The 24,674-nt window shown below is 72.0% G+C and carries 24 protein-coding genes; 14 read left to right on the top strand and 10 right to left on the bottom strand.

Annotated elements, in window-relative coordinates:
- Window positions 1-9: 9 nt before the first annotated feature.
- Genes ACFYXA_RS13095 through amaP form a run of 5 tightly spaced genes read left to right on the top strand, consistent with a single transcriptional unit; the run spans window position 10 to window position 2,382 of the window.
- The gene (locus ACFYXA_RS13095) at window positions 10-492 is read left to right on the top strand and encodes an Asp23/Gls24 family envelope stress response protein (protein ID WP_389031887.1); all 483 of its coding nucleotides are present in this window, start codon (window positions 10-12) and stop codon (window positions 490-492) included.
- Window positions 493-535: 43 nt separating this feature from the next.
- Window positions 536-721, top strand: a complete 186-nt coding sequence (locus tag ACFYXA_RS13090) for a hypothetical protein (RefSeq protein ID WP_352247651.1) — start codon at window positions 536-538, stop codon at window positions 719-721.
- The gene (locus ACFYXA_RS13085) at window positions 718-1,110 is read left to right on the top strand and encodes a hypothetical protein (protein WP_389031882.1); all 393 of its coding nucleotides are present in this window, start codon (window positions 718-720) and stop codon (window positions 1,108-1,110) included. The genes ACFYXA_RS13090 and ACFYXA_RS13085 overlap by 4 nt, the downstream gene beginning before the upstream one ends.
- Entirely contained in the window at window positions 1,107-1,799 is a 693-nt protein-coding gene (locus ACFYXA_RS13080) for a DUF6286 domain-containing protein (RefSeq protein WP_389031878.1), read from the top strand. Before ACFYXA_RS13085 ends, ACFYXA_RS13080 begins: the two co-directional genes overlap by 4 nt.
- 4 nt (window positions 1,800-1,803) lie before the next feature.
- Complete coding sequence (amaP, locus tag ACFYXA_RS13075; protein ID WP_389031875.1) at window positions 1,804-2,382, top strand: alkaline shock response membrane anchor protein AmaP; 579 nt, start codon at window positions 1,804-1,806, stop codon at window positions 2,380-2,382.
- 25 nt (window positions 2,383-2,407) lie between these two features.
- Here the strand turns inward: amaP and ACFYXA_RS13070 are convergent, their stop codons facing one another.
- From ACFYXA_RS13070 to ACFYXA_RS13050, 5 genes are all read right to left on the bottom strand, one after another.
- Entirely contained in the window at window positions 2,408-3,163 is a 756-nt protein-coding gene (locus ACFYXA_RS13070) for an SDR family oxidoreductase (protein ID WP_351096814.1), read from the bottom strand.
- 5 nt (window positions 3,164-3,168) lie between these two features.
- Complete coding sequence (locus ACFYXA_RS13065; protein ID WP_389031871.1) at window positions 3,169-4,956, bottom strand: glycoside hydrolase family 15 protein; 1,788 nt, start codon at window positions 4,954-4,956, stop codon at window positions 3,169-3,171.
- A 96-nt stretch (window positions 4,957-5,052) separates the two neighbouring features.
- Window positions 5,053-5,844 carry an SURF1 family protein gene (locus ACFYXA_RS13060; protein ID WP_389031868.1) on the bottom strand — a complete coding sequence of 264 codons (792 nt, stop codon included), beginning with the start codon at window positions 5,842-5,844 and terminating at the stop codon, window positions 5,053-5,055.
- Between the two features lie 49 nt (window positions 5,845-5,893).
- Window positions 5,894-6,127 carry a hypothetical protein gene (locus ACFYXA_RS13055; RefSeq protein ID WP_130437465.1) on the bottom strand — a complete coding sequence of 78 codons (234 nt, stop codon included), beginning with the start codon at window positions 6,125-6,127 and terminating at the stop codon, window positions 5,894-5,896.
- Between the two features lie 79 nt (window positions 6,128-6,206).
- On the bottom strand, window positions 6,207-7,214 hold the full coding sequence (locus ACFYXA_RS13050; protein WP_352247657.1) for a DEDDh family exonuclease: 1,008 nt from the start codon (window positions 7,212-7,214) through the stop codon (window positions 6,207-6,209).
- Between the two features lie 144 nt (window positions 7,215-7,358).
- On the opposite strand from ACFYXA_RS13050, the gene ACFYXA_RS13045 reads away from it, so the two are divergent.
- From ACFYXA_RS13045 to ACFYXA_RS13025, 5 genes are all read left to right on the top strand, one after another.
- A complete protein-coding gene (locus tag ACFYXA_RS13045) occupies window positions 7,359-12,623 on the top strand; it encodes a caspase family protein (protein WP_389031864.1) in 5,265 nt (1,754 codons plus the stop codon).
- A gap of 7 nt (window positions 12,624-12,630) precedes the next feature.
- Window positions 12,631-12,978, top strand: coding sequence for a hypothetical protein (locus tag ACFYXA_RS13040; protein ID WP_352247659.1), 348 nt, complete (start codon window positions 12,631-12,633; stop codon window positions 12,976-12,978).
- On the top strand, window positions 12,975-13,625 hold the full coding sequence (locus ACFYXA_RS13035; RefSeq protein WP_389031861.1) for a hypothetical protein: 651 nt from the start codon (window positions 12,975-12,977) through the stop codon (window positions 13,623-13,625). Before ACFYXA_RS13040 ends, ACFYXA_RS13035 begins: the two co-directional genes overlap by 4 nt.
- A gap of 100 nt (window positions 13,626-13,725) precedes the next feature.
- Complete coding sequence (locus ACFYXA_RS13030) at window positions 13,726-14,631, top strand: sterol desaturase family protein (RefSeq protein WP_389031858.1); 906 nt, start codon at window positions 13,726-13,728, stop codon at window positions 14,629-14,631.
- Window positions 14,628-15,329: a lysoplasmalogenase gene (locus ACFYXA_RS13025; protein ID WP_389031855.1), complete on the top strand. Its 702-nt coding sequence runs from the start codon at window positions 14,628-14,630 to the stop codon at window positions 15,327-15,329. The genes ACFYXA_RS13030 and ACFYXA_RS13025 overlap by 4 nt, the downstream gene beginning before the upstream one ends.
- 72 nt (window positions 15,330-15,401) lie before the next feature.
- Here the strand turns inward: ACFYXA_RS13025 and ACFYXA_RS13020 are convergent, their stop codons facing one another.
- Window positions 15,402-16,934 (bottom strand): S8 family serine peptidase, encoded by a 1,533-nt coding sequence (locus ACFYXA_RS13020; protein ID WP_389031852.1) that lies wholly within the window; start codon window positions 16,932-16,934, stop codon window positions 15,402-15,404.
- 293 nt (window positions 16,935-17,227) lie between these two features.
- Here ACFYXA_RS13020 and ACFYXA_RS13015 point away from each other — a divergent pair, with 293 nt between their 5' ends.
- From ACFYXA_RS13015 to moaA, 3 genes are all read left to right on the top strand, one after another.
- A complete protein-coding gene (locus tag ACFYXA_RS13015; RefSeq protein ID WP_352247664.1) occupies window positions 17,228-17,584 on the top strand; it encodes a DUF485 domain-containing protein in 357 nt (118 codons plus the stop codon).
- Window positions 17,581-19,200: a cation acetate symporter gene (locus ACFYXA_RS13010; protein WP_389031848.1), complete on the top strand. Its 1,620-nt coding sequence runs from the start codon at window positions 17,581-17,583 to the stop codon at window positions 19,198-19,200. Before ACFYXA_RS13015 ends, ACFYXA_RS13010 begins: the two co-directional genes overlap by 4 nt.
- Before the next feature lie 150 nt (window positions 19,201-19,350).
- Entirely contained in the window at window positions 19,351-20,340 is a 990-nt protein-coding gene (moaA, locus tag ACFYXA_RS13005; RefSeq protein ID WP_352247666.1) for a GTP 3',8-cyclase MoaA, read from the top strand.
- Between the two features lie 38 nt (window positions 20,341-20,378).
- Here moaA and ACFYXA_RS13000 read toward each other — a convergent pair whose 3' ends face one another.
- Complete coding sequence (locus ACFYXA_RS13000; RefSeq protein WP_130437472.1) at window positions 20,379-20,597, bottom strand: hypothetical protein; 219 nt, start codon at window positions 20,595-20,597, stop codon at window positions 20,379-20,381.
- 213 nt (window positions 20,598-20,810) lie between these two features.
- Window positions 20,811-21,227, bottom strand: coding sequence for a DUF3099 domain-containing protein (locus ACFYXA_RS12995; RefSeq protein ID WP_389031843.1), 417 nt, complete (start codon window positions 21,225-21,227; stop codon window positions 20,811-20,813).
- A 201-nt stretch (window positions 21,228-21,428) separates the two neighbouring features.
- Here ACFYXA_RS12995 and ACFYXA_RS12990 point away from each other — a divergent pair, with 201 nt between their 5' ends.
- Window positions 21,429-21,707, top strand: a complete 279-nt coding sequence (locus tag ACFYXA_RS12990) for a GlsB/YeaQ/YmgE family stress response membrane protein (protein ID WP_351096794.1) — start codon at window positions 21,429-21,431, stop codon at window positions 21,705-21,707.
- A 153-nt stretch (window positions 21,708-21,860) separates the two neighbouring features.
- On the opposite strand, the gene tyrS is transcribed toward ACFYXA_RS12990, so the two are convergent.
- Together tyrS and ACFYXA_RS12980 are read right to left on the bottom strand one after the other, a co-directional pair.
- Window positions 21,861-23,132 (bottom strand): tyrosine--tRNA ligase, encoded by a 1,272-nt coding sequence (tyrS, locus tag ACFYXA_RS12985; RefSeq protein WP_389031840.1) that lies wholly within the window; start codon window positions 23,130-23,132, stop codon window positions 21,861-21,863.
- Window positions 23,133-23,199: 67 nt separating this feature from the next.
- On the bottom strand, window positions 23,200-24,594 hold the full coding sequence (locus ACFYXA_RS12980) for a metallopeptidase TldD-related protein (protein ID WP_389031837.1): 1,395 nt from the start codon (window positions 24,592-24,594) through the stop codon (window positions 23,200-23,202).
- Window positions 24,595-24,674 lie beyond the last annotated feature (80 nt).

Genomic DNA, 24,674 nt, shown 5'->3' with positions numbered 1-24,674 from the left:
CGTGCGGCGATGAGCGAGACGACGGAGCAGAACCGGGCGCAGACACCGGACGGCGGCACCGACCCGACGCAGACCCGCAGGACCACTCGGAAGGGCGGCGGGGACCCGGGCAGCCGCGGGCGGACCACCATCGCCGACGGAGTCGTGGAGAAGATCGCCGGGATGGCGGCGCGCGACGTCTTCGGCGTCCACGCCATGGGCAGCGGAGTCAGCCGCACCTTCGGCGCGGTACGGGACCGCGTGCCCGGCGGCGGCAAGTCGGTGACCCGGGGCGTCAAGGCGGAGGTCGGCGAGGTGCAGACCGCGCTCGACCTGGAGATCGTCGTCGACTACGGCGTCTCCATCTCCGACGTCGCCCGGGACGTGCGGGAGAACGTCGTCGCCGCGGTGGAGCGGATGACCGGCCTGGAGGTGGTCGAGGTCAACATCGCGGTGAGCGACGTGAAGCTGCCCGACGAAGAGGACGAGGAGCCGGAGCCCCGGATCCAGTGACGCGACGGCGGCCGGGTGACCGGACCGCTGAGGGGAGTGCATCTTGAACATGGCCGTGGTCGGCATGATCGCCGGCATGGCACTGGGCTTCGCCGGATACTTCGGCGGGTTCGGGGCCTTCGTGCTGGTGGCGGCGCTGGGCGCCGTCGGCTTCGTCGTGGGCCGGTTCCTCGAGGGGGACCTGGACCTCGGCGACTTCTTCCGCACCCGTGAGCAACGGCGCAGGTGACCGCTGTGAACGAGGGGACCGGCGCCCCCGGCGGGCGCCCAGCGGCAACGGGCGTCCCGCCCGGAGAACGCGGCGCGACCCGGATCGCCGACCGGGTCGTCGCCAAGGTGGCCTCGCAGGCCGCCCGCGAGGCCGTCGGGCCGCTGCCGCCCGAGGCCGCCCGCCCGCACGCCACCGTCGTCGTGCAGCACCACGAGGCGGCCCGCGTCCGTGTCCACCTCGAACTCGGCTACCCGACCGACATCGGCCCCCGCTGTCACGCGGTGCGTCGTCATGTCACCGAGCGGGTAGGCGCGTTGGTGGGAATGGAGGTGCCGGAAGTCGCCGTGCAGGTCGAACGGCTGCACCTGACGGCGGCACACGGCCCGGCGCACGGGAGGACTCGATGAGCGAGCCCCGGAGTTCCGAGGGCACCACACGACGACTGCCGGTCCTGGACAAGTCCCCCCAGGACCCGCAGCACCCCGACGACTCCCACGACCCGCACGAACCGCAGGGCCCGCCGGACGCCGGCCCGGGGCCCGCCCCGACCGCGCGCGGCGGCCGCTTCTGGTCCGCGCGGCGCGTCCCGGCGGCCCTCGTCGCGCTCCCGCTCCTGGTCCTGGCGGGCGCCCTCCTCTACGACGTCGCCGCCGTCCGCGCCCACCGGCCCGCCCTGCGCGCCCGGCGCGAACTCGCCCGGCAACTCGCCGAACGGCCCCTGGACGACACCTGGGTGCTCGTCGGCGCGGGCGTCGCCGCCGCCCTGGGCCTGTGGCTGGTCCTCCTCGCCGTCACACCCGGCATGCGCCGCGTCCTGCCCATGCGGCGCACCCACCCCGACGTGCGCGCCGGGCTCCACCGGGGCGCCGCCGCACTGGTGCTGCGCGACCGGGCCATGGAGGTCGCCGGCGTGCAGTCGGTCCGGGTGCACGCCGGGCGCCGCAAGGCCGACGTGCACGCGGTCTCCCACTTCCGCGACCTGGACGACGTACGCGCCGACCTCGACACCGTGCTCGGCGACGCGATCCGCGGACTGGGCCTGGCCCGGCCGCCCGCGCTGTCGGTGCGCGTGCGCCGGCTCGGCAGGAAGGGATGAGGCGATGCTCAGGACCGTCAACCGCGTCGCGATCGGACTCGTGGGACTCGTCCTGCTGGCCGTCGGCGCAGCCGTGCTCGCGGTGGGTCTCGGCGCCCCGCCGCCCTCCTGGTGGATCCACGACGGCAAGCGGGACGTGCTGCTCAGCACCGCCGAACGCACCCACTGGCGGGACGAGGCCTGGTGGTGGCCGGCCGTCATCGCCGCACTGGCGCTGCTCGTGCTGCTCGCCCTGTGGTGGCTTATCGCGGACCTGCGCCGCCGGCGGCTGGGCGAGGTCCTCGTCGACACCGGGGACGGCGCGGGCGCCCTGCTGCGCGGCCGGGCCCTGGAGGGCGTGCTGAACGGAGACGCCGCCCGCCTGGACGGCGTCGCCCACGCCCGGACCCACCTCGTCGGCCGCAGGGACGCCCCCGAGGCCCGCGTACGCCTCACCCTGGAGCCCCATGTCGACCCGGCGGACGCCCTGGACCACCTGACGCACCAGTCCCTCGCCCACGCGAGGGACTCCGCCGCCCTCCCGGCACTCCCTGCCGAGGTGCGCCTCAAGACCGCCAAGCACCCGGCGGAGAGGGTGAGTTGATCGCCTGGTGCGCGCGGCTCACGGCTCAGAAGCCGTGCCGCATCCCGCCGTCCACCGGGAGCATGATCCCGGTCAGGTAGGAGGCGCCCGGCGAGAGCAGGAAGGCGGCCACCCGGCCGAACTCCTCAGGGCTGCCGTAGCGGCGCAGGGGGATACGGGACTCGTTGGCGGCCCGGGTGGCCTCCGGGTCGGCGGACAGCCCGTCCAGTTCGCGGACGCGGTCCGTGTCGATGCGTGAGGGGAGCAGCCCCACCACCCGGATGCCCCGCGGCCCCAGCTCGTCGGCGAGGGACTTCGCGAAGCCGGCGAGCCCGGGGCGCAGCCCGTTGGAGATCGTCAGCCCCGGGATCGGCTCGTGCACCGACCCGGACAGCACGAACCCGATGACGCCCCCGGCCTCCAGCTCGGCCGCCGCCGCCCGCGCCAGCCGCACCGCGCCCAGGAACACCGACTCGAACGCCGTCTGCCACTGCTCGTCCGAGTTGTCGGCGACGAACCCGGGCGGCGGCCCGCCCACGCTCACCAGAATCCCGTCGAAGCGGCCGAAGGCCTCCCGCGCGGCGGCGATCAGCCGCTCGGCCGCCTCCGGATCGGCGTTGTCGACGGCGACGCCGAGCGCGTTCGGCCCCAGCCCGGCCGCCGCGTCGGCGACTCCCTGCTCGTCCCGCCCGGTGACGACGACCTTCGCGCCGTCCGCGACCAGCTCGCGCGCGGCGGCGTTGCCGAGCCCGCGCGTGGCTCCCGTGACGATGTACACCCGGTCCCTCAGTCCAAGATCCATGGCCCCTATCCTGCCTTCTCGCCGTCGAACAGGGTGAGGGCGGTGTTCACCAGGCCGATGTGACTGAAGGCCTGCGGAAAGTTCCCCAGGTGACGGCCCGCCACCGGGTCGTACTCCTCCGCCAGCAGCCCCACGTCGTTGGTGAGGCCCACCAGCCGTTCGAACAGCTCCCGCGCCTCGTCGGCGCGGCCCGTCAGATGCAGGGCCTGCGCGAGCCAGAACGAGCAGGCCAGGAACGCGCCCTCGTCACCCGGCAGGCCGTCCACGCCGGCCCGCTCGGTGCTGTAGCGGCGCACCAGCCCGTCGTGGCCGAGCTCCGCCCGGACCGCGTCCACCGTGCCGATCACGCGCGGATCGTCCGGGGGCAGGAATCCGACGCGCGGGATGAGCAGCAGGGACGCGTCCAGTTCCCGTGAGCCGTAGTACTGCGTGAAGGTGTTCCGCTCGGGGTCGTAGCCCTTCTCGCACACCTCGCGGTGCACCTCGTCGCGCAGTTCCCGCCACCGCTCCGGCTCCCCGTCGAGCGCCGGATAGCGCTCCAGCGTGCGCACCGCCCGGTCGGCTGCCACCCACACCATCACCTTGGAGTGCGTGAACTGCCGCCGGCCGCCGCGCACCTCCCACAGGCCCTCGTCCGGCTGCCGCCAGTGCTCGCACAGCCACTTCATCAGCGCGCACTGCAGCGACCACATGTGCGGCCGCGGCGTCATCCCCGCGACCCGGGCCAGCGACAGCGAGTCCATGACCTCGCCGTACACGTCCAGCTGGAGCTGGTCCACGGCCCCGTTGCCGATGCGTACGGGCGCGGAGCCGGCGTAGCCCGACAGCCACGGCAGCTCGCACTCCGGGAGCCGGCGCTCACCCGCCAGCCCGTACATGATCTGCAGGTCGGCCGGGTCGCCCGCGACGGCGCGCAGCAGCCAGTTCCGCCAGGCCTCGGCCTCCTCCTCGTAGCCGACGGCGAGCAGGGCGCCGAGGGTGAGGGTGGAGTCACGCAGCCAGCAGAAGCGGTAGTCCCAGTTGCGCACCCCGCCCAGCTCCTCGGGCAGGGAGGTGGTGAGCGCGGCGACGATCCCGCCGGTGGGAACGTAGGTGAGCGCCTTCAGGGTGATCAGGGAGCGCACGACGACGTCCCGGTGCGGCCCGTCGTAGCGGCAGCGCGCCGACCAGGCCTGCCAGTCGGCGACGCTGACGCGCAGCGCCTCACGCGGGTCGACCAGCGGCGGACGCGGGTGGTGCGAGGGGTGCCAGGTCAGGACGAACGCGACGGACTCGCCCTCCTCGACCGTGAACTCGGAGAACGTGCAGAAGTCCTCGCCCCAGGTGAGCACCTCCGGTTCGCTGCGCAGCCACACCGCGTCCGGCCCGGCGACCGCCACCCGGTGCCCGTCGGACCGCCGCATCCACGGCACGACCGAGCCGTAGTCGAAGCGCAGCCGCAGCGTGCTGCACACGGTGACCCGGCCGCGCAGACCCTCCACGACGCGTACGACGTCGGGGGCCCGGTCGCGCTGCGGCATCAGGTCGGTGACCCGGATCGCGCCGTCGGCCGTCTCCCACTCGGTGTCCAGCACCAGGGTGTCGGGGCGGTAGGCGCGGCGGGCGCAGGGGCCCTCGGCGCCGGAGGGCGCGATCCGCCAGTGGCCGTTGTCCTCGTCGCCGAGGAGGCGGGCGAAGCACGCGCCGGAGTCGAAGCGGGGCAGGCACAGCCAGTCGATCGAGCCGTCCCTGCCGACCAGGGCCGCGGTCTGTTCGTCGCCGATGACGGCGTAGTCCTCGATGCGGGGATGCACGGGGTGCGGGTTCCCGGCGGGCCCCGGGGGCAATCAGGATGCGGCCGGGGGAGTGACACGCGGAGTGACGCAGGAGTGACGCGTGGCCCCCGCCGGCTACACCGCCGCCGGTTCCGTCCGCTCCGCCTGCTCCTGCGCGCTCTCCCGCCGGTCGCGCAGCTCGCGGCGGACCAGCACGACCCAGCCGACCGGCACCGCGGCGGAGAACAGCCACCACTGGATGGCGTACGCGTAGTTCAGCGCGGCGTCCTCGTCGCCGGGGCGGCCGATGAGCTGCGGGGTGTCGCCCCGGGGCGCGGGCGAGGTCAGCGCGATGTAGCCGCCGAGCACCACCGCGCCGAGGCGGCGCGCCTCCTGCTCGCTGTTGATCAGCATGACCTGCCGGTCGGGGAGGCCCTTGAGGTCCTTGATGCCGCTCGCCTCGGTCGTCTCGTCGGGCATGAGCCGCCCGGTGACGGTGATCCGCCCGGCGGGCGGCGCGGGCACCTTGGGGAACGCGGTCTGCGTCGGGGCGTCGGCGGGGACCCAGCCCCGGTTGACCAGCAGCACCTTGCCGTCCGTCAGCACGAACGGGGTGAGGACGTGGAAGCCGACCGCCTCGTCGGCGTTGACGCGCCGCCGGACGACGACTTCCCGCGAGGTGTCGAAGCGGCCCGTGGCGCTCACGTTGCGGTACCGCTCGTCCCTGGTCACCACGTGCCCCGGGGACGTCATGCGCTCCACCGGCACCGGCGCGGAGGAGAGCGCGTCCGAGACCAGCTGGTTGCGGGCGGTGCGCTCCTCGTAGCGGTGCATCTGCCAGATGCCCAGCCTGATCATCGTGGGGATGAGCAGCAGGGCGACCAGCGTGAGGATCACCCACTGCCGGGACAACAGGAAGCGGTACACCCCACGACCGTACAACTCGGTCGTGGGGCGCACGCGGGTGGGGGCGGTCTCAGACCCGGTCGACGATCCCCACCTTCCCCTCCGCGCGAGCGCAGTGGGCGCCGCAGTACCAGTGGCCCTCGACGTCGACGCCCTGCCCGATGATCTGCACACGACAGTGCTCGCAGATCGGTGCCATGCGGTGGATCGCGCAGGAGAAGCAGTCGAAGACGTGCACCGCGCCCTGCGCGTGCACCTCGAAGGTCATGCCGTAGTTGTTGCCGCAGACTTCACATGTCGCCATGCGCCACAGGGTGAGCCGTCGGCGCGGCGCGGGCGAGTCGGCTCCAGGCGAGTCGCCCGTCAATCACCCGTCCGTACGGTCACCCCCGCGAGGCCGGCTCCACGTCGCCCAGCAACTGCCCGAACGCCGCCTCGTCGACCACCGGCGTGCCGTACTGCCGGGCCTTGACCACCTTCGAGGTGCCCGAGTCGGGATCGTTGGTGACCAGCAGACTGGTCAGCCGCGAGAGGGACGTGGCCACGTGCAGGCCCGCCTCGGTCGCGCGGTCCTCCAGCAGCTCGCGCTCGACGGAGGTGTCCCCGGAGAACGCGACCCGCATGCCCTGCTTGAGTCGTTCGCCCGGTTCGTACCGTCCGGGGTTGGGGTAGGGGCAGGCGGGCCGCTTGCGGGACGGCCGCCAGCTGCCCGGCCGGTACCCGCCGGCCCCGTGGTCGCCGGGCCCGCTCGCCTGCCGGCCGATGCGCGGCACGGGCCGGTCCTGCCACTCCGTCAGCGGACGGCACTCGAGCAGCGGCAGCCGCACCCCGCCCGCCGCCGCGGCCCGCAGACTCGGCCGGAACGCCTCCGCGAGCACGCGCGCGTCGTCCAGCGCGTGGTGCGCCCGCTGCTGGACGACGCCGAAGTGGGCGGCCAGCGACTCCAGCTTGTGGTTGGGCAGCGGCAGCCTCAGCTCCTTGGACAGCGCGATGGTGCACAGCCGCTGACGCACCGGCGCCTCGCGCTCCGCGCGCGCGTACTCCCGCGCGATCATCTGCCAGTCGAAGACCGCGTTGTGCGCGACGAGCACCCGGCCCGCGAGCCGCTCGGCGAACTCCTCTGCCACGTCCCGGAACAGGGGCGCCCCTTCGAGCGCCTCGCTCGTCAGACCGTGTATCCACACCGGCCCCGGATCGCGCTCGGGGTTGACCAGCGTGTACCAGTGGTCCTCGACCTCGCCCCGCCCGTCCAGCCGGTAGACGGCGGCGGAGACGATCCGGTCGTCGCGGGCCAGTCCGGTGGTCTCCACGTCGACGACCGCGTACCCCTGGGGATAGGCGGCCGGCCACTCCATGGGGGAGGGCGCTGTGGTCGTACGGTCTTCGAGCATGGTCACTGAGGATACGGTCCCCCACCGACACCCCCGGCACACCGCCCGCCGCAACTCATGGGTGAAGACGATCCGCTGCCGCGTGACCTGTTCGCTGTGCCATTCTGACCCGGTGTGCGAGGACCGACGGGGAGGGCCGCCGCCATGGGGAGCCGACAGGCGCTGATCATCGCCGTCCCGCAGTGCGAACTCATCGACCGCTTTGCCGACTTGACGAATGCCGTGAGGCACGACGTCGAGCTGATGACCGCGGCGCTGCGGTCCTCCGGATACAGCGTGGAACACCTCGGCGTCACCCCGGACGAGCCCGCGTTGCGGTCGAGGATCCGCAGCGCGATCAGCAGGGTCTGCGCCACCGCCCCCGAGGACGGAACGGTCCTCATCCACTTCACGGGCCACGGCATGACCGTGGACGGCGCCGACCATCTGGTACCCGCGGACGTGCAGTTGACCTGGGCCACCGACCCTCCGCAGGTCGCCCCCGACACCCTCGTCGCACTCGACCTCGCCGAACTGCTCCGCGGCTGCCGCGCCGGCACCGTCCTGCTGACCGTCGACGCCTGCCGTGACACGGCGGGTTCGGACACCCCCTCCCAGGGCGGGGCCGCGACGACGTTCCCGGCGCTGCGGGACCAGGTGGCCGTCGTCTTCGGCTGCGGACCCGGCCAGACCTGCGGATCCGACGAGGAACGCGGCAGCCACTTCACCCGGGCGCTGGCGGACGCCCTCCACTCCGACACCGGGCCACGCACGGTCGCCGACGTCATTGCCCACACCATCCGCAGAACCGCCGAGTTCGCCCGCGCCGCACGCCATGCGCAGACCCCCACCGTCCACTACGCGCCCAGCGGCCCCGACGCCGTCCTCCAGGTGGAGCTCTGCGCCGGCCGCAAACTCCACGAGGAATGGGCCACGGCGGTCCACGACCCCGAACTGTGGGCGGCCGTGCCGAGCGACGACGCGCGACGAGCCCGACTCCAGCGCGCACTGGCCGAGTTGGCGAACACCTGCGCACACTGGCGTGCCTCCGCCCTCGCCGACTGCCCCGACCCCTGGGCCGACGACGACTACCCCCTGCGCGTCCTCGTCCACGGACTGCGCCCCCTGCTCGCGCCCTCACGGACCCAGGGCGGCCCGCTCCTGGACGCCGCCGAGCTCGCCGCGCTCCTCGCCGCGCCGTTCGTACGCGAGGCCGTCCACGCGATGGGCGTCAAGGAGACCACCGCCGTGCATCCCTTCCGGCTCGACCCGGAGACGGGCCGGCTGGGCCGCGAACCCGAACGCGTCGACCTGGAGCACACGTTCGCCGCGCACTCCCTGCTGTGGCGCAAGGGCCGTGAACTGGCCGGCCGGGACCGCGAAGAGGACGCGCGAGCCGTCGCCGCCTGGCTGCTGAACCGGCACGTCAGCGCCAAGGAACAGCTGTGGGACGTCTACGCGCCCCAACTGCTCTCCCCCCTCGCAGAGGCGCTGCTCGGCCCGGGCACGGCCCGCGGCAGGCGGGACGAACTCGTCGACGAACTCGTCCGTGTCTGCCGCTGCCTCGCGCTCGTCCCCTCCGAGCCGTACCAGGGTGAGCGGACGACCGCCGAGACCCAGTGGCGTGTGGACGACATCGTCCGTTCGGACGGCGCCACGGAACGCTGGCGCCCGAGGGAGTTGTCCTGGCTCATCGGCGTGGCCGGACTGCTCGGCGGTGACCTGCGGCAGCTCCCCGGGGTGTTGGTCGACAACATCGGCATCACCGACGGTCTGACGCCCGGTGATGCCGTCGCGAGCGTACGGGAGCTGCGCTGGGCCCGGGACCGGCTGAGCGGAACGCTCGACCTGGACCTGCCCTGCCCGCACCCCGCCGTGCACGCCGCGCTGGAGACCCTGGTCGCCTGGTCGGACGAGGCGGTGCAGAACATCCGCCGTCACCTCGGCACGGCAGAACCCGCCGCTCTCCTCGCCCACCTGCCTGAGCGGATCACCTGCCGCAGGCTGCGCCCGCGCTACGACGGCGCCGGCAAGGGCGACGCGTACAGCCTGCCGCTCATGCGGTTCGGTCTCGCCGAGGACGAGATGCGCGAACTCCTCATGGGCACCCAGCTGTACGGGGATCCGGCCCTCGCTCTGCGGGAGCTCTACCAGAACGCCCTCGACGCCTGCCGCTACCGTCAGGCCCGGCTGCGCTACGGCAAGGCCGCCGGGAACGTCCCGTACTCGTGGGAGGGCGACATCGTCTTCCGGCAGGGCACGGACGACGACGGCAGACCGTACGTCGAGTGTGAGGACAACGGTGTAGGCATGGACCGGCAGGCCCTGCGGGGCACGTTCTCGCGGGCCGGCCGCCGCTTCGAGCAGTCGCGGGAGTACCGCAGGGAGCAGTCCCGCTGGCGACGCGCCGATCCCAGCCTGCGGATCTACCCCAACAGCCGTTTCGGCGTAGGCGTGTTCAGCTACTTCATGCTGGCGGACGAGATCAGCGTCTGGACGCGGGCGACGGACGAGTACGGACGGGCCGACCCGGCCGGCGGGCTGCGCGTCGACGTGGCGTCCACGGGCAGCCTGTTCCGCATCCGCCGCAGCGAGGAGGCGCAGCCGGCGGGGGGCACACGCGTGCGGCTCTACCTCCAGCAGGACGACATCGACGTGGCGGAGGAACTCGGCCGGCGGGTCTGGCGGTCGGAGTTCGGGATGCGGGTGGAACGCGACGGCGGCGTTCCCCGGGCCTGGGAGAAGGGGACGTTGTACTACCTCGGGGATGCGACCCGTCCGTGCCCCGCTGGTCAGGACGCCTGGTGGGTGGAGGGCAAGGGCTGCCTGCTGGCGGACGGGATCCTGGTGAACCCGGTGTCGATGCCTACCGTCCGCGACCCTGCCGGGCAAGCCTGGCACGAAGCGGGCAGCGTGAGGGTCCTCATCGAAGAGGGCCGCAGCTCCGACCTGCGCGAGGGGCACCCCTACGGCTATGTGATCGACCTCCGCGAGATGCACGCACCCGACATCAGCACGGACCGGACCCGGATCCTCGCATTCGACACCGAATGGGTGGAGCACCGGATCCGGCAGGCGGCGGAGAACTTCGAGGCACCTGAGTGGCTCACGCTGAAGTGGCTGTGGAACTTTGCCCGCGTGCACCCGGACGCAGCCACCCGGTTGACCGAGCAGCTCCTGACGGCTGGCACCCGGGTCGCCAGCAGGACCGAAAGGAACCGGTCCACGGATTTCGACTTCCGCCGTGTGGGCTGTTTTCCGCCCGACTTCCTGATGTCGCGACTGGCCGAGCACTCCAGCGGCCGCACGTCCGGCCACCTGTCGCACGACTGCGGCATCTTGTCCTGGCGCGCGGTCGTGCTCCGCGATGCGGACGTCGAATTGCAGGTCGGGTGGCGGGAGAGCCTCGCCCTGCCAGACACGGTGGACGGCTATCCGGAGCCCGAGGCATGGGAGGCGCGTATCACGCAGCAGCGCGCGAATCTGTCGGAAGCGGTAGTGGACGCCGTTCTGTCCCAGTCCTGCGACGAGCGGATCAGCCTGGGCGAAGTCATGCGCCGGTTGCGACGGTACGTCATCGCCGGTCTACGGGTCCCCGAGATCACCGACCACGACGTGGCTCACCGCACGCTGCTCGACGCCACGGACGCCCGGCTGTTGTGCGGTTCCCGCGGCCGATCAGGGCTCCTCGCGGACGGACTGCGCAGATTCGACGTGGTCGGCGTGCTTCAGCACTTCAGCGCGGACGCGGAACTCCCCATACGGGAGGCGCTCACCAGAGCGCGCCGCTTCGCCGAGGCCGGATTCGCACTCGAGGTGCCGGACGGGGCTGACACCGCCCCGGCGGATGCCGTCGCCACGGGCGAGGAACTCTCCGTACTGCGCTGGCACCCCCGGTTTCACGACCCCGCCGACGAGACTGTGGGGAGCCCGCCGGAACAGGAGGTGTACGACGACGTACTGCGTCGGTACGCGTTCCTTGGGTGGCCCGTGGACGGGGTTGTGGCCCCCGCCTGTCCGCTCGGGTGCGACCCGGCGCCGGGGACGCCGAACGTCGCCGGGACATGGACGGGAGAGCTGGCGAAGGAGTACGCCGAGAGCCTCGGCATCCACGCGTACGCCTCACACGAGAACCTGTCGCACCGCCAGTTGGCCCAGGCGGCGGGCATGCTGTCCCTGTCCCCAAGACAGTTCGTCGACCGCTTCGCGCCCATGCTGGAGTTTCGGGCGCTCAACGTTCCCGACCTTGGTGATCTGGCGCACAAGGTCTTCACCAGGTTGGACAGCGACTTGCTGGGTGCCGCCCTCGACCACGTAGGGGACGGCAAGTGGCTGCCGGACCCGACCGCGTGTCCCGCACCGCTGCTTGAGACAGCGCAGGCGGTGGTCCGGACACAGGCCGACGAAACGCTGGTGGCCGAACGACTGGCCGTCCTCGCGGAGTCAGGGCTCGTGGACGACCGCGCGTCGGCCCTCGTCCCGCAGTGGCGTGCCGTTACCACCAGGGACTGGGACCTGCTCTTGGGCAAGCATCACGATGTGTGGGCGCGGGACATGTTCGAGACCGGCCCCAGGATGGGGCGGTACGACATGCAGCGAGCCGTGCGCGTTCGTGCCCTGCACGACGGCCTCGACGTCTCCTTCGCCCTGCTGGCCGCGGCCTCGGCGCGCACTTCGCTCGCCTCCGCCGTCGACCGCCTGATCCGACTCGGCCCCCTCGTCGGCCTCGACGTCTCGGCGCTGGAGCGTGAGCGGCCGACGCTGCCGTCGGACCTCAGGCCGTCGGACGCCGATCTGATGGGCTGCTGGACCGCAGGGGACCGCGAGGCGGGCGACACCGTGGTCTGGCTCCATGCCCCGCATCCCGCTCTGCTGGTGGCCCACGCGCGTGACACCGACGGCACTCTCGGTGAGAGCATCGCGACACTGGTCCGCTACGAGCGGTTCGGCGCCACGTGGCGGGAGCCCGACGACACCGTGCCCTGGCGCGACCACCGCCCCACGGAACACGACAGCGCTTTGTTCCGCCCGGACCTCGTCGGCGACGGACCTGTCGGCCCCCTCTCCCTGATGCGCGTCGCCGCCCGCTTCGGCTGGACGCCGGCCCGAGCATGGGAACGACTGGAGCTCTACCGGCCGTTCGGGCTCGAACTTCTGCTGCCGAAACCCGACTTGCACACGGTCCCGGTCTGGCAGGACCTGATCCTCCTCACCGAGCGGTACACCGGCCAGGCTCCGGCGCTGAGCGGTGAGGTGACGGCGGACCGCATCGCCGTCACGGCCCGCGAGCTCGGGCAGACGACCCGCTGGGTGTACGACCGCCTCGCCCTGTACGCCTCCCTGTTCGATCTCATCCTGCCGTCCGCCCCGCCCGCGGCGGCCGCCCCGTCCCCGGCCGCCGAGCCTTGGCGGGGCGACGCGACCCCGTGAGGAACCCATGCCCGACCACGTCCCGACCGAGTTCCGCGAGCACGAGACCCAGCCGCGCCCCGACGAACCGTTCACCGTTGTCCGCTCCCAGGACGGCCGCTGGTACACGGCGGAAGGCCTCTGCCCCACCTGCAGGGCGGCCACCGTCTTCCGGGTCGCCTACGGCGTGCTCGGGCCGCCGAAGCGGCCGTGGCGCCGGGAACGGGAACAGCCCGAACCTCTCACCGGCCCGCTCCTGGTGTACTGCGCCTGCGGCTACCCGCACCCCGAGCGTCCGCCCGAGTCCCCCGACTCCGGGTGCGGCGCGTTCTGGGACGTCCAGGTGCCGCAGCCCCCGCAGGGGACCGCACCATGACCGACCTCACCAGGAAACGCTTCGCCCAGCTCGGCCAGCAGCTCCAGTACGACCAACTGGGCACAGTGCGGCGGCAGGCGGAGGGCTGGCGCAACGGCCTGACCGGGCTCACCGGGCTGGTCGGCGTCGTCTTCGTGCTCAAGGGGCGCGAGAGCGTTGCCGGCATGCCGGACGCCTGGCGCTGGAGCACCGCGCTGCTGCTCGTCCTGGCCTTCGTGCTGCTGCTCGCGGGTGCCCTGCGCTCCGTGCGGGCGGCGCACGGACAACTCGGCGAGCGGACCTGGCTGAGCGGCGACCGGCTGCTCACGGCGGTTCTCGACGAGGTGGAGCGCACGCAGCGCGCGTTGGTCGGGGCGCGCCGGCTGGCCGTCGCGGGACTGTGCGCGATCGTCGCCGCGATCGGGGTGTCCTGGCTGGTGCCGGTGGAGGGCGCGGCGGCGGGGAACGGCGGGGCCGGGCCGTACGTGGTGGTGAACACGGACCGGGCTGTGCGATGCGGGGAACTGGTCGCCGGGGACGCCGGCACGGTGATCATCAGGCAGGAGGAGAGGGAGAAGGGCGAGAAGGGGGCCAGGAGCACAGGCGCGGGGTGGATACGGATCCCCGTGGGTGAGATCCGGTCCATCGCCCCGGCCCCCCGCTGCTGAGACGTTGGCGGAGATCGCCAAGAAGCAAGCGCATACCCCCCTTGATACTTGTGGGTAACAACGACTAGCCGCAGGCCACCGGCGGAAATACCGTGCCCCCATGCCGAACCTGCCCGATGTCGTGCTGTGGTCGATACCCGCCTTCGTGCTGCTCTCCGTGGTCGAGATGATCAGCGTCCGCCTCCATCCCGACGAGGACGCGGCCGGATACGAGGTGAAGGACGCGGCCACGAGCGTCGGGATGGGGCTCGGGAGCCTCGTCTTCGACTTCCTGTGGAAGATCCCCATCGTCGCGGTCTACACCGCCCTCTACGAACTGACGCCGCTTCGCGTCCCCGTCCTGTGGTGGACGGTCCCCCTGATGCTGCTCGCGCAGGACTTCTTCTACTACTGGTCCCACCGCGGCCACCACGTCATCCGCATCCTGTGGGCCTGCCACGTCGTCCACCACTCCAGCGAGAAGTTCAACCTCACCACCGCCCTGCGCCAGCCCTGGACCTCGCTGACCGTCTGGCCGTTCTACGTCCCGCTCGTCGCCGCCGGCGTCCACCCGGCCGCCCTCGCGTTCTGCTCCTCGGCGAACCTCGTCTACCAGTTCTGGATCCACACCGAGCGCATCGACAAGATGCCCCGGTGGTTCGAGTTCGTCTTCAACACGCCCTCGCACCACCGTGTCCACCACGCCTCCCAAGGCGGCTACCTGGACCGCAACTTCGGCGGCATCCTCATCGTCTGGGACCGGCTCTTCGGGTCGTTCGTGCCGGAAGTGGAGCGTCCCGTCTACGGGTTGACGAAGAACATCCACACCTACAACCCGCTGAAGGTCGCCACCCACGAGTACGTCGCCATCGCCAAGGACCTGCGGGCGGCGCGCAGTTGGCGGGAGCGGGCCGGGCGGGTGTTCGGCGGCCCCGGCTGGCAGCCGGCGCCCGCGACGACCCCGCCCCCGACGGCTGCCCAGGCGGCGGCACCCGTCGAGCCGGCCGGGAAGAGCACGGCCGCGTGACCGGCCCCCGTAGCCCCCTCGCCTCCGGCCGCCTCCCCGGGATCCTCCTCGCCGCCTTCGCCCTCGCCGCCGCCGTCGATCTCCTCAGCCTCGCGGCCGGGTTCACCCCCGGCCACCAGGCGGCCAAGCCCCTCCTCATGCCCCTGCTGGCCGCCTGGGCGGCGCTCCGCGGCGCGCCCCGGCTCCTCCTGGCGGCCCTCCTCTGCGGCTGGGGCGGTGACGTCCTGCTGCTCTCCGGCGCCGAACCGGCCTTCCTCGCCGGCATGGCCTCCTTCGCCGCCGGCCACGTCTGCTACCTGGTGCTCTTCCACCGGCACGCGCCCGGCCCGCCCCGCGCGCGTGCAGCGCTCCTGGCCCCCTGCTACGCCGTCACCCTGGTCGTCGCCGTCGTCCTGCTGTGGCCCGACCTCCCGGCGGACCTCCGCGTCCCCGTCGCCGGCTACAGCACGCTCCTCACGGTGATGGCCTTCACCGCGGCGGCCCGGCTCGGGCTCGTCGCCGGCCTCGGCGGCGCGCTGTTCCTGCTGTCCGACACCCTCATCGCGACCGGCGTCGCCGACTGGCCCCAACTCCCGCGCCCCGACCTCTGGATCATGCTCACCTACATCGCGGCCCAGTCGCTGCTGACCCAAGGCGCCCTCGGCACACGGCCCGCGCCAACCCGGCCGCGACAACGGACGCCACGCGTCCCCGCGTGAGTCCGGTCGAGCGCGAGGGCCGGACGGCGAACCGTCCGGCCCTCGACTTCTCCGACGAGCAGTCCGCGTGGGTTACTTCACCGCACGCAGCGCGTTCACGATGCCGGAGCCGTAGAAGCCGTTGACCTCGTCGTCGCCCACGCACGTCGCGTCGACGACTCCGTCACCGTTGCCGTCGTACGGCTCGGTCGGGCAACCCGGGTTGTCCGCCTGCTTCTTGAGCAGCTTCTGCAGGGCCCCCGGCGACGCCCACGGGTGCGTGGACTTCAGCAGCGCGGCCACACCGGCCACGTGCGGGGACGCCATCGAGGTGCCCTGGAGGAAGCCGTACGCGTTGTTCGGCATCGTCGACAGGATGCGGCCGTTGGCCGACGGGGTGTCCGGGATCTGGTAGCGGTCGCCGCCCGGCGCCGCCACGTCGACCGCGTTCAGGCCGTACGTGGAGTAGTACGACTTGGCACCCTTGACGCCCGTCGCGCTCACCGTGACGACACCCTCCAACTGGGTGGGCACGTCGAAGCACTTGTGCGGGTCGATCGTCCGGGTCACCGGCGTGGTGGAGTCGTCCGGGCTGCTGGAGTCGACGATCGCGTCGGAGTCCAGGTCGTGGTTGGAGTTGCCCGCCGAGGCCACGTTGAGCGTGCCGCTGCGCTGGGCGTACACCTGCGCCCGGTTGACCGCGTCGACGATGGCCTTCTGGTCCGGGTCGTCCATGCAGTTGTACAGCCACGGGTCCACGTAGTAGCTGTTGTTGGTGATCTCGACGCTGTGCTCGGCGGCGAACACGAACGCGCAGACCACGTTCTCCGGGTAGAACAGGCCGTCCTTGGGGTCGCTGACCTTGATGCCGGCGACCTTCACCCCGGGCGCGACGCCGGCGACGCCGATGCCGTTGCGGGCGGCGGCGATCTCACCGGCGACGTGTGTGCCGTGGTAGTCCTGCGCCGTGTACGGGCGCCAGGCGCCCTCGGAGGTGTCCGCGACGCCGCCGACGCAGTTCGCCGACTGCGACGGCGAGAAGTTCGGGGCGAGGTCCGGGTGGGTGTCGTCGACGCCGGTGTCGATAACGGCGACCGTCACGTCCTTGCTGCCCGGGTTGATGTCGGCGGCCTTGTCGGCGCCGATCGCGCGCAGGTCCCACTGGTCGGCTTCCAGGGGCTCGCCCACGCCCGCCTTCGCCGACGCGCTCGCGGTCTTCGCGGCCTCGGCCGCCGTCAGCATCTTCGCCGCGCCCTCGTCGGTGGTCCCCGCGGCGCTGAGCGGCACGGTACGGGTCGCGCCCGCCGACTGCACCCCGCGCACCGCGCGTATCTGCGGACCGAAGTCGGGGTTCGCCGAGTGGGCGACGATCACGCCGATCTTCTCGTACGTCGTCACGACGGTGCCGCCGGAGGCGGCGATCGCCTTCTCCACCGACTTGATCGTGCGGGGATCCACCTTCGTGTTGACGACGTACGTCAAGGTGCCGGCGGCGGCCGTCTGCGCGGCGGGAGCCGTGACCGGGGCCGCGGAGGCGGCCGTCGGCAGGAAGCCGAGGGAGGCGGTCAGCGACAGCACGACGGGCACCGCGAGAGCGATACGGCGTCTGGAAGGCAGATGAGCCATGGGGTCTCCACATCATCCGGAAACGGGACCTGTCCGGGCAACTGTCGTGCCTGGGCAGGTACATGACGGGTGGTACCACCCGAAGCTATCTTCCTGACTCGCCGGCCAGCAATGACCTTTGACGACTACTTCCGGAACCACCCGGTCCGCGACGGGCGAAACGCCCCCGGGACGACGACTTCCGAAAGAACCCGATCGAGTTGAACCGCCCCCGGCGCACCGCCGTGACCTTGGGCAGGGAGCCTACGATCGAGCCCCCGCTCCACCCGTCGTCCGCAACGCGAGGAGACTCCGTGGCCACCGAGACACCGCCCCCCTCGAAGACCCAAGCCCGGCTCCCCTCCACCGAGGAGTTCGTCGCGGTGCAGGAGAGCGCGGAGTTCGGTGAACTGCGCCGCGCCCACCGGGGTTTCGCGTTCCCCCTGACCGTCGCCTTCATAGCCTGGTACCTGCTGTACGTCCTGCTGTCCAACTACGCCGGCGACTTCATGGGCACCAAGCTCTTCGGCAACGTGAACGTCGCCTTCGCCCTCGGCATCGCCCAGTTCGGCACCACGTTCCTCATCGCCTGGTGGTACTCGCGGCACGCCGCCGCGAAGCTCGACCCCAAGGCGGACGCCATCAAGTCCCGGATGGAGGGCGGCGCATGAGCCCCGCGATCACACTGGCAGCCGGCGAGGCGAGCGAGCACCGGCCCCTGATCATCACCCTGTTCGGCCTGTTCGTCGTCACCACCCTCGTCATCACCGTCTGGGCGGGCCGCCAGACCAAGGACGCCGCCGACTTCTACGCGGGCGGACGCCAGTTCAGCGCCTTCCAGAACGGTCTCGCGGTCTCCGGCGACTACATGTCGGCCGCGTCCTTCCTCGGCATCGCCGGCGCCATCGCCCTCTTCGGCTACGACGGCTTCCTCTACTCCATCGGCTTCCTCGTCGCCTGGCTGGTCGCCCTGCTCCTGGTCGCCGAACCGCTGCGCAACTCCGGCCGCTACACCATGGGCGACGTCCTCGCGTACCGCATGCGCCAGCGCCCCGTCCGCACCGCCGCCGGCACCTCCACCATCGTCGTGTCGATCTTCTACCTGCTGGCCCAGATGGCGGGCGCCGGCGTCCTGGTCTCCCTGCTGCTCGGCATCACCTCCGACGCCGGCAAGATCCTGATCGTCGCCCTGGTCGGCGTCCTGATGATCGTCTACGTCTCCATCGGCGGCATGAAGGGCACCACCTGGGTCCAGATGGTCAAGGCCGTGCTCCTCATCGGCGGCACCCTGCTGATCACCTTCCTGGTCCTGCTGAAGTTCGACTTCAACATCTCCGACCTGCTCGGCAAGGCCGCCGAGAACAGCGGCAAGGGCACCGCCTTCCTGGAGCCCGGCCTCCAGTACGGCGCGACCGGCACCTCCAAGCTGGACTTCATGTCCCTGGGCATCGCCCTGGTCCTCGGCACCGCCGGCCTGCCGCACATCCTGATCCGCTTCTACACCGTTCCCAACGCCAAGGCGGCCCGGAAGTCCGTCAACTGGGCGATCGGCATCATCGGCGGCTTCTACCTGATGACCATCGCGCTCGGCTTCGGCGCGGCCGCCCTGATCTCCCAGAAGGAGATCATCGCCTCCAACCCGTCCGGCAACACGGCCGCCCCCCTGCTCGCCCTGCACCTCGGCGGCGTCGACTCGACCTGGGGCGCGATCCTGCTCGCCACCATCTCCGCGGTCGCCTTCGCGACGATCCTCGCCGTGGTCGCCGGCCTCACCCTCGCCTCCTCCTCGTCCTTCGCGCACGACATCTACGCCAACGTCATCCGCAAGGGAAACGCCACGGAGAAGGAGGAGATGAAGGCGGCCCGCTGGGCGACCGTCTTCATCGGCGTCGTCTCCATCGCCCTGGGCGCCCTCGCCCGCGACCTCAACGTGGCCGGCCTGGTCGCCCTGGCCTTCGCCGTCGCCGCCTCCGCCAACCTCCCGACCATCCTCTACAGCCTGTTCTGGAAGCGGTTCACCACCCAGGGCGCCCTGTGGTCGATCTACGGCGGCCTGGTCGTCGCCGTCGGACTGGTGCTGTTCTCACCGGTCGTCTCCGGCGACCCCAAGGCGATGTTCCCCGACGCCGACTTCGCCTGGTTCCCGCTGAAGAACCCCGGCATCATCTCCATCCCCTTCGGCTTCCTCATGGGCTTCCTCGGCACGGTCCTGTCCAAGGAGAGCCCGGACACCGGCAAGTACGCCGAGCTGGAGGTCCGCTCCCTCACGGGCACCGGCGCCCACTGACCCGCCTGCCCGCACGCGGGGCCGTCGCGTACCACCGCGACGGCCCCGCGCCGCGTTCCGGTGATCGCGCCGCCCCCGATGTCGGAGCTGTCGCGTAGGCTCGCAGGTGACGGAAGAAGAGGACTGTTCCGCGACGAGGGAGGGGGCCCCGTGCTCATCGACACCTTCGGCCGAGTGGCCACCGACCTGAGGGTCTCGCTGACCGACCGCTGCAACCTGCGCTGCACGTACTGCATGCCCGAGGAGGGCCTGCAGTGGCTGGCCAAGCCCGACCTCCTCACGGACGACGAGATCGTCCGCCTGATCGACATAGCGGTCACCTCCCTCGGCATCGAGGAGGTCCGCTTCACCGGCGGCGAACCGCTGCTGCGCCCCGGCCTCGTCGGCATCGTGGAGCGCGTCGCCGCCCTGACCCCGCGCCCCCAGACCTCGCTGACGACCAACGGCATCGGCCTCAAGCGCACGGCGACGGCCCTGAAGGCCGCCGGCCTCGACCGCGTCAACGTCTCACTCGACACGCTGCGCCCCGACGTCTTCAAGGCCCTCACCCGCCGCGACCGCCACAAGGACGTCCTCGACGGCCTCCGGGCCGCCCGCGACGCGGGCCTCGACCCGGTCAAGGTCAACACCGTCCTGATGCCCGGCCTCAACGAGGACGAGGCCCCCGACCTGCTGGCCTGGGCCGTCGAGCACGACTACGAGCTGCGCTTCATCGAACAGATGCCGCTGGACGCCCAGCACGGCTGGAAGCGCGACGGCATGGTCACGGCCGGGGACATCCTCGCCTCCCTGCGCACCCGCTTCGACCTCACCGCGGAGAGCGTCGAGGAGCGCGGCTCCGCCCCCGCGGAACGCTGGATCGTCGACGGCGGCCCGCACCGCGTGGGCGTGATCGCCTCGGTCACCCGCCCGTTCTGCGCGGCCTGCGACCGCACCCGCCTCACCGCCGACGGCCAGGTCCGCACCTGCCTCTTCGCCCGCGAGGAGACCGACCTCAGGGCGGCCCTGCGCTCCGGCGCCCCCGACGAGGAGATAGCCGCCCTCTGGCGGGAGGCGATGTGGGGCAAGAAGGCCGGCGCGGGCCTGGACGACCCCTCGTTCGTCCAGCCGGACCGACCGATGTCCGCCATCGGCGGCTGAGGCCACGCGGGGGCCTGCAAACGTTGCCTGCCGCAGCCCTAGGATCCTGCGGGCGCCTGCCAGTCCTCGAAGCGCACCACGTCCTTCAGGAAGCCCCGGACGCCGAGGAACTGCGACAGATGCTCGCGGTGCTCCTCGCAGGCCAGCCACGTCTTGCGCCGCTCCGGCGTGTGGATCTTCGGGTTGTTCCACGCCAGCACCCACACCGCGTCGACGCGGCAGCCCTTGGCGGAGCAGATGGGGGTCTCGTCACTCACGGACGTCACTCACAGATTCGTCTCGCCTGTATGCACACAAAAGGCGACGCCGAGCAGCCACGGGGGGAGCTGCCCGGCGTCGGTCTGTCGCTCCGACGGGGGATGCGGAGCGTCGTACGAAGTATGTCACGGCCAACTGGCCCCGGGGCACCGGAACAACATGATTGATCTGAGCTTTTCTTGAGCTTGGCTCACAGTCGACGCACCGCCGCCTCACGGCCGCGGCTCGGCCGGACCGCCCTGCGGTTCCTCGTGGAGGGACTGCGCGCCCCGCCCTCCGGATTCCGCGGAACGCTCCTCTTGGGACCCGCGCTCGTCCGCCTCGGGCGGCTGGATCATCGGCCGCGTCGGCATCGTCACGAACGTCGTCGGCAGCCCCGGCGCGTTCTCCCGCCCGGCGTTGGCGATCACCACCGCGATATAGGGCAGCACCAGGCCGAGGACCAGCGCCACGATCGCCACATGCCGTTCCACGTTCCACAGCACCGCGGCCAGGACCACCGACACCGTACGGACGGACATCGAGATCACATACCGCCGCTGACGGGCCCGGACGTCGTCCTGAAGCCCCTGCCGGGCCCCGGTGATCCGGAACACCTGGACGTTTCCGCCGCCACTCTGCTTCCGCATCGCGTTCCACCATCCGCCCGCGTCGAACACTCCCCGGGCTCCACCGTACGCCGCGGCCCGGCCGCCTTCGAGGCCGGGGCCGCCCCGGCACGCGGGAGACCGCTACGCCGTCCCGTGTACGACATCACCCGACATGCGCCGTACGGCGGACGGGCTGAAACTGGGGGCAATGCTCACGTCGAGCCGTACGAGGAGGCAGCCATGGGCTGGTTGTGGGCGATCATCGTGGGATTCGTACTGGGCCTGATCGCCAAGGCGATCATCCCGGGCAAACAGCACAGTCCGCTCTGGCTGCTCACCATCTTCGGCATCCTCGGCGCGGTCGTCGGCAACGCCGTCGCCCGGGGGTTCGGCGTCGACGAGACCCCCGGCATCGACTGGAGCCGGCACATCTTCCAGCTGATCGCCGCGATCATCATCGTCGCCTTCGGCGACATGCTGTACACGCGGACACTGGGCAAGAGAAAGCAGAGGGTGTGACGGGAAGCCATTTGCAGGCGCCCGAAGGGCGCCGCAAATGAGGGGCGCGGGGCAGTGTTGACCTGCGGCTCCGCCGCGTGGCGCGACCAGCCACGACGCACGCGCGGCCCGCAACAAACCCGCACCCCTACGGCGCTACCCGCGGAGCGAACCTCAGCCGCCGGTCACGACCTCCACCGCCGCCAGGTTCTTCTTGCCGCGCCGCAGCACCAGCCACCGCCCGTGCAGCAGGTCCTCCCGCGCCGGGACGTGATCCTCGGCGGTGACCTTCACGTTGTTCACGTAGGCCCCGCCCTCCTTCACCGTCCGCCGCGCGGCCGACTTGCTCGCCACCAGCCCGACCTCGGCGAACAGGTCGACGACCGGACCGAGCTCGGCGACCTTGACGTGCGGCACCTCCGACAGCGCCGCCGCCAGCGTCCGGTCGTCCAGGCCGGCCAGCTCACCCTGCCCGAACAGGGCACGGCTCGCCTCGATCACGGCGGCCGTCTGCTCGGCGCCGTGCACCAGCGTGGTCAGCTCCTCGGCCAGCGCCCGCTGCGCGGCCCGCGCCTGCGGCCGCTCCTCGGTCTGCCGCTCCAGCTCCTCCAGCTCCTCCCGCGAGCGGAAGGACAGGATGCGCATGTACCGGGAGACGTCCCGGTCGTCCACGTTCAGCCAGAACTGGTAGAACGCGTACGGCGTCGTCATCTCCGGGTCGAGCCAGACGGCGCCGCCCTCGGTCTTGCCGAACTTGGTGCCGTCGGCCTTCGTCATCAGCGGCGTGGCGATCGCGTGCACCGAGGCCGACGGCTCCAGCCGGTGGATCAGGTCCAGGCCGGCCGTCAGGTTGCCCCACTGGTCGCTGCCGCCCTGCTGGAGCGTGCAGCCGTAGCGCCGGTAGAGCTGGAGAAAGTCCATGCCCTGCAGGATCTGGTAGCTGAACTCGGTGTAGCTGATGCCCTGGTCGGACTCCAGCCGGCGGGCCACCGAGTCCTTCGTCAGCATCTTGTTGACGCGGAAGTGCTTGCCGATGTCCCGCAGGAACTCGATCGCGGACAGACCGGCCGTCCAGTCGAGGTTGTTGACCATCACGGCCGCGTTCTCGCCCTCGAAGGACAGGAACGGCTCGATCTGGCCGCGCAGCTTGTCCACCCAGCCCGCCACCGTCTCCGGCGCGTTCAGCGTGCGCTCGGCGGTCGGGCGGGGGTCGCCGATCAGACCCGTGGCGCCGCCGACCAGCGCCAGCGGCCGGTGACCGGCCTGCTGGAGCCGGCGCACGGTGAGCACCTGCACCAGATGCCCGACGTGCAGGGACGGCGCGGTCGGGTCGAAGCCGCAATAGAACGTGACGGGACCGTCCGCGAGCGCCTTGCGCAAAGCGTCCTCGTCGGTGGACAGGGAGAACAGCCCCCGCCACTTCAGCTCGTCGACGATGTCCGTCACGGTTCTCGTGTCTCCTCGGTGATCTTCTTGACGCCCTCGGCCGGTCGAGTGACCGCCGGCTACGAGGTTATACGCCCTGACTGACAGAGCTCATATTGAAATCCGGCACCCGCAGCGCAGGCATGGCGGCCCGGGTGAACCAGTCGCTCCACTCCCTGGGCAGCGTCGTCTCCGTGCGCCCCGCCTCGGTCGCCCGGCCCAGCACGTCGACCGGCGACTCGTTGAAGCGGAAGTTGTTGACCTCGCCCACCACCTCGCCGTTCTCCACCAGGTACACGCCGTCCCGGGTCAGACCGGTCAGCAGCAGCGTCGCCGGATCGACCTCACGGATGTACCACAGGCAGGTCAGCAGCAGCCCGCGCGTGGTGTTCGCCACCATGTCCTCCAGGGAGCGGTCGTCGCCGCCGTCCAGGATCAGGCTGTCGCTGCCGGGGGCGACCGGGAGGCCGGTCAGGGCGGCGCTGTGCCGGCTGGTGCTGAGGCGCTCCAGCTCGCCCTCGCGGATCCACTCCGTGGAGGCGATCGGCAGCCCGTTGTCGAAGACCGACCGGTCGCCGCCGGAGGAGTGCGCGATCACGAACGGCGCCGACTCCAGACCCGGCTCGTACGGGTCGCTGCGCAACGACAGCGGCAGCGCGGCCAGCCGCTCGCCCACCCGCGTGCCGCCGCCCGGCTTGGAGAACACCGTCCGGCCCTCGACCGCGTCCCGCCCCGACGCCGACCACAGCTGGTAGATCATCAGGTCCGCCACCGCGGTCGGCGGCAGCAGCGTCTCGTACCGCCCCGCGGGCAGCTCGATCCGCCGTTGCGCCCAGCCCAGCCGTACGGCCAGCTCCGCGTCGAGCGCCGCCGGGTCGACGTCCCTGAAGTCCCGCGTCGACCGGCCCGCCCACGCCGAACGCGTACGGTCCGGCGACTTGGCGTTGAGCTCCAGCGTCCCGTTCGGCTGGTCGTGCCGCAGCCGCAGCCCCGTCGAGGTGCCCAGGTACGTCGACACCAGCTCGTGGCTGGCGAAGCCGTACAGCTCCCGGCCGCCCGCACGCGCGCGTGCGAACGCCTCGCCCAGCGCCGGCGCGAAGTCGGCGAACACCGCGGACGAGGTCTCCGCGGGCGCCTCCGTGAACTCCGGGGACGGCGCGACGCCCGTCACCAGCGGCTGCGCGTCCTCCGCGGGGCCGGCACCGCGCGCGGCGGCCTCGGCGGCCCGCACCAGCGGCTCCAGCTCGTCCCGGGTGACCGCCGTCCGGGAGACGACCCCGGAGGCCGTGCCCTCGGCGCCGTCCACCGTCGCGATCACGGTGAGCGTGCGGGAACGCGTCACGCCGTTGGTGGTGAGCGCGTTGCCCGCCCAGCGCAGGTTGGCGCTCGACTGCTCGTCCGCGATGACGACACAGCCGTCGGCCCGCGACAGCTCCAGCGCCCGCTCCACGACCTCGTGCGGCTTCTCGACGCGGGCGCTCATCGGCCGGCCTCCTGGGTGGTGTTGAGACTGTGCTTGCCCGGGGGACGACCCCCGGGCCCCCGGCCGGACTCGATGCTGGC

The sequence above is a fragment of the Streptomyces sp. NPDC002566 genome, from assembly GCF_042889585.1.
Classification (GTDB): Bacteria; Actinomycetota; Actinomycetes; order Streptomycetales; family Streptomycetaceae; genus Streptomyces.
This window is presented reverse-complemented; position numbering and strand designations above follow the sequence as displayed.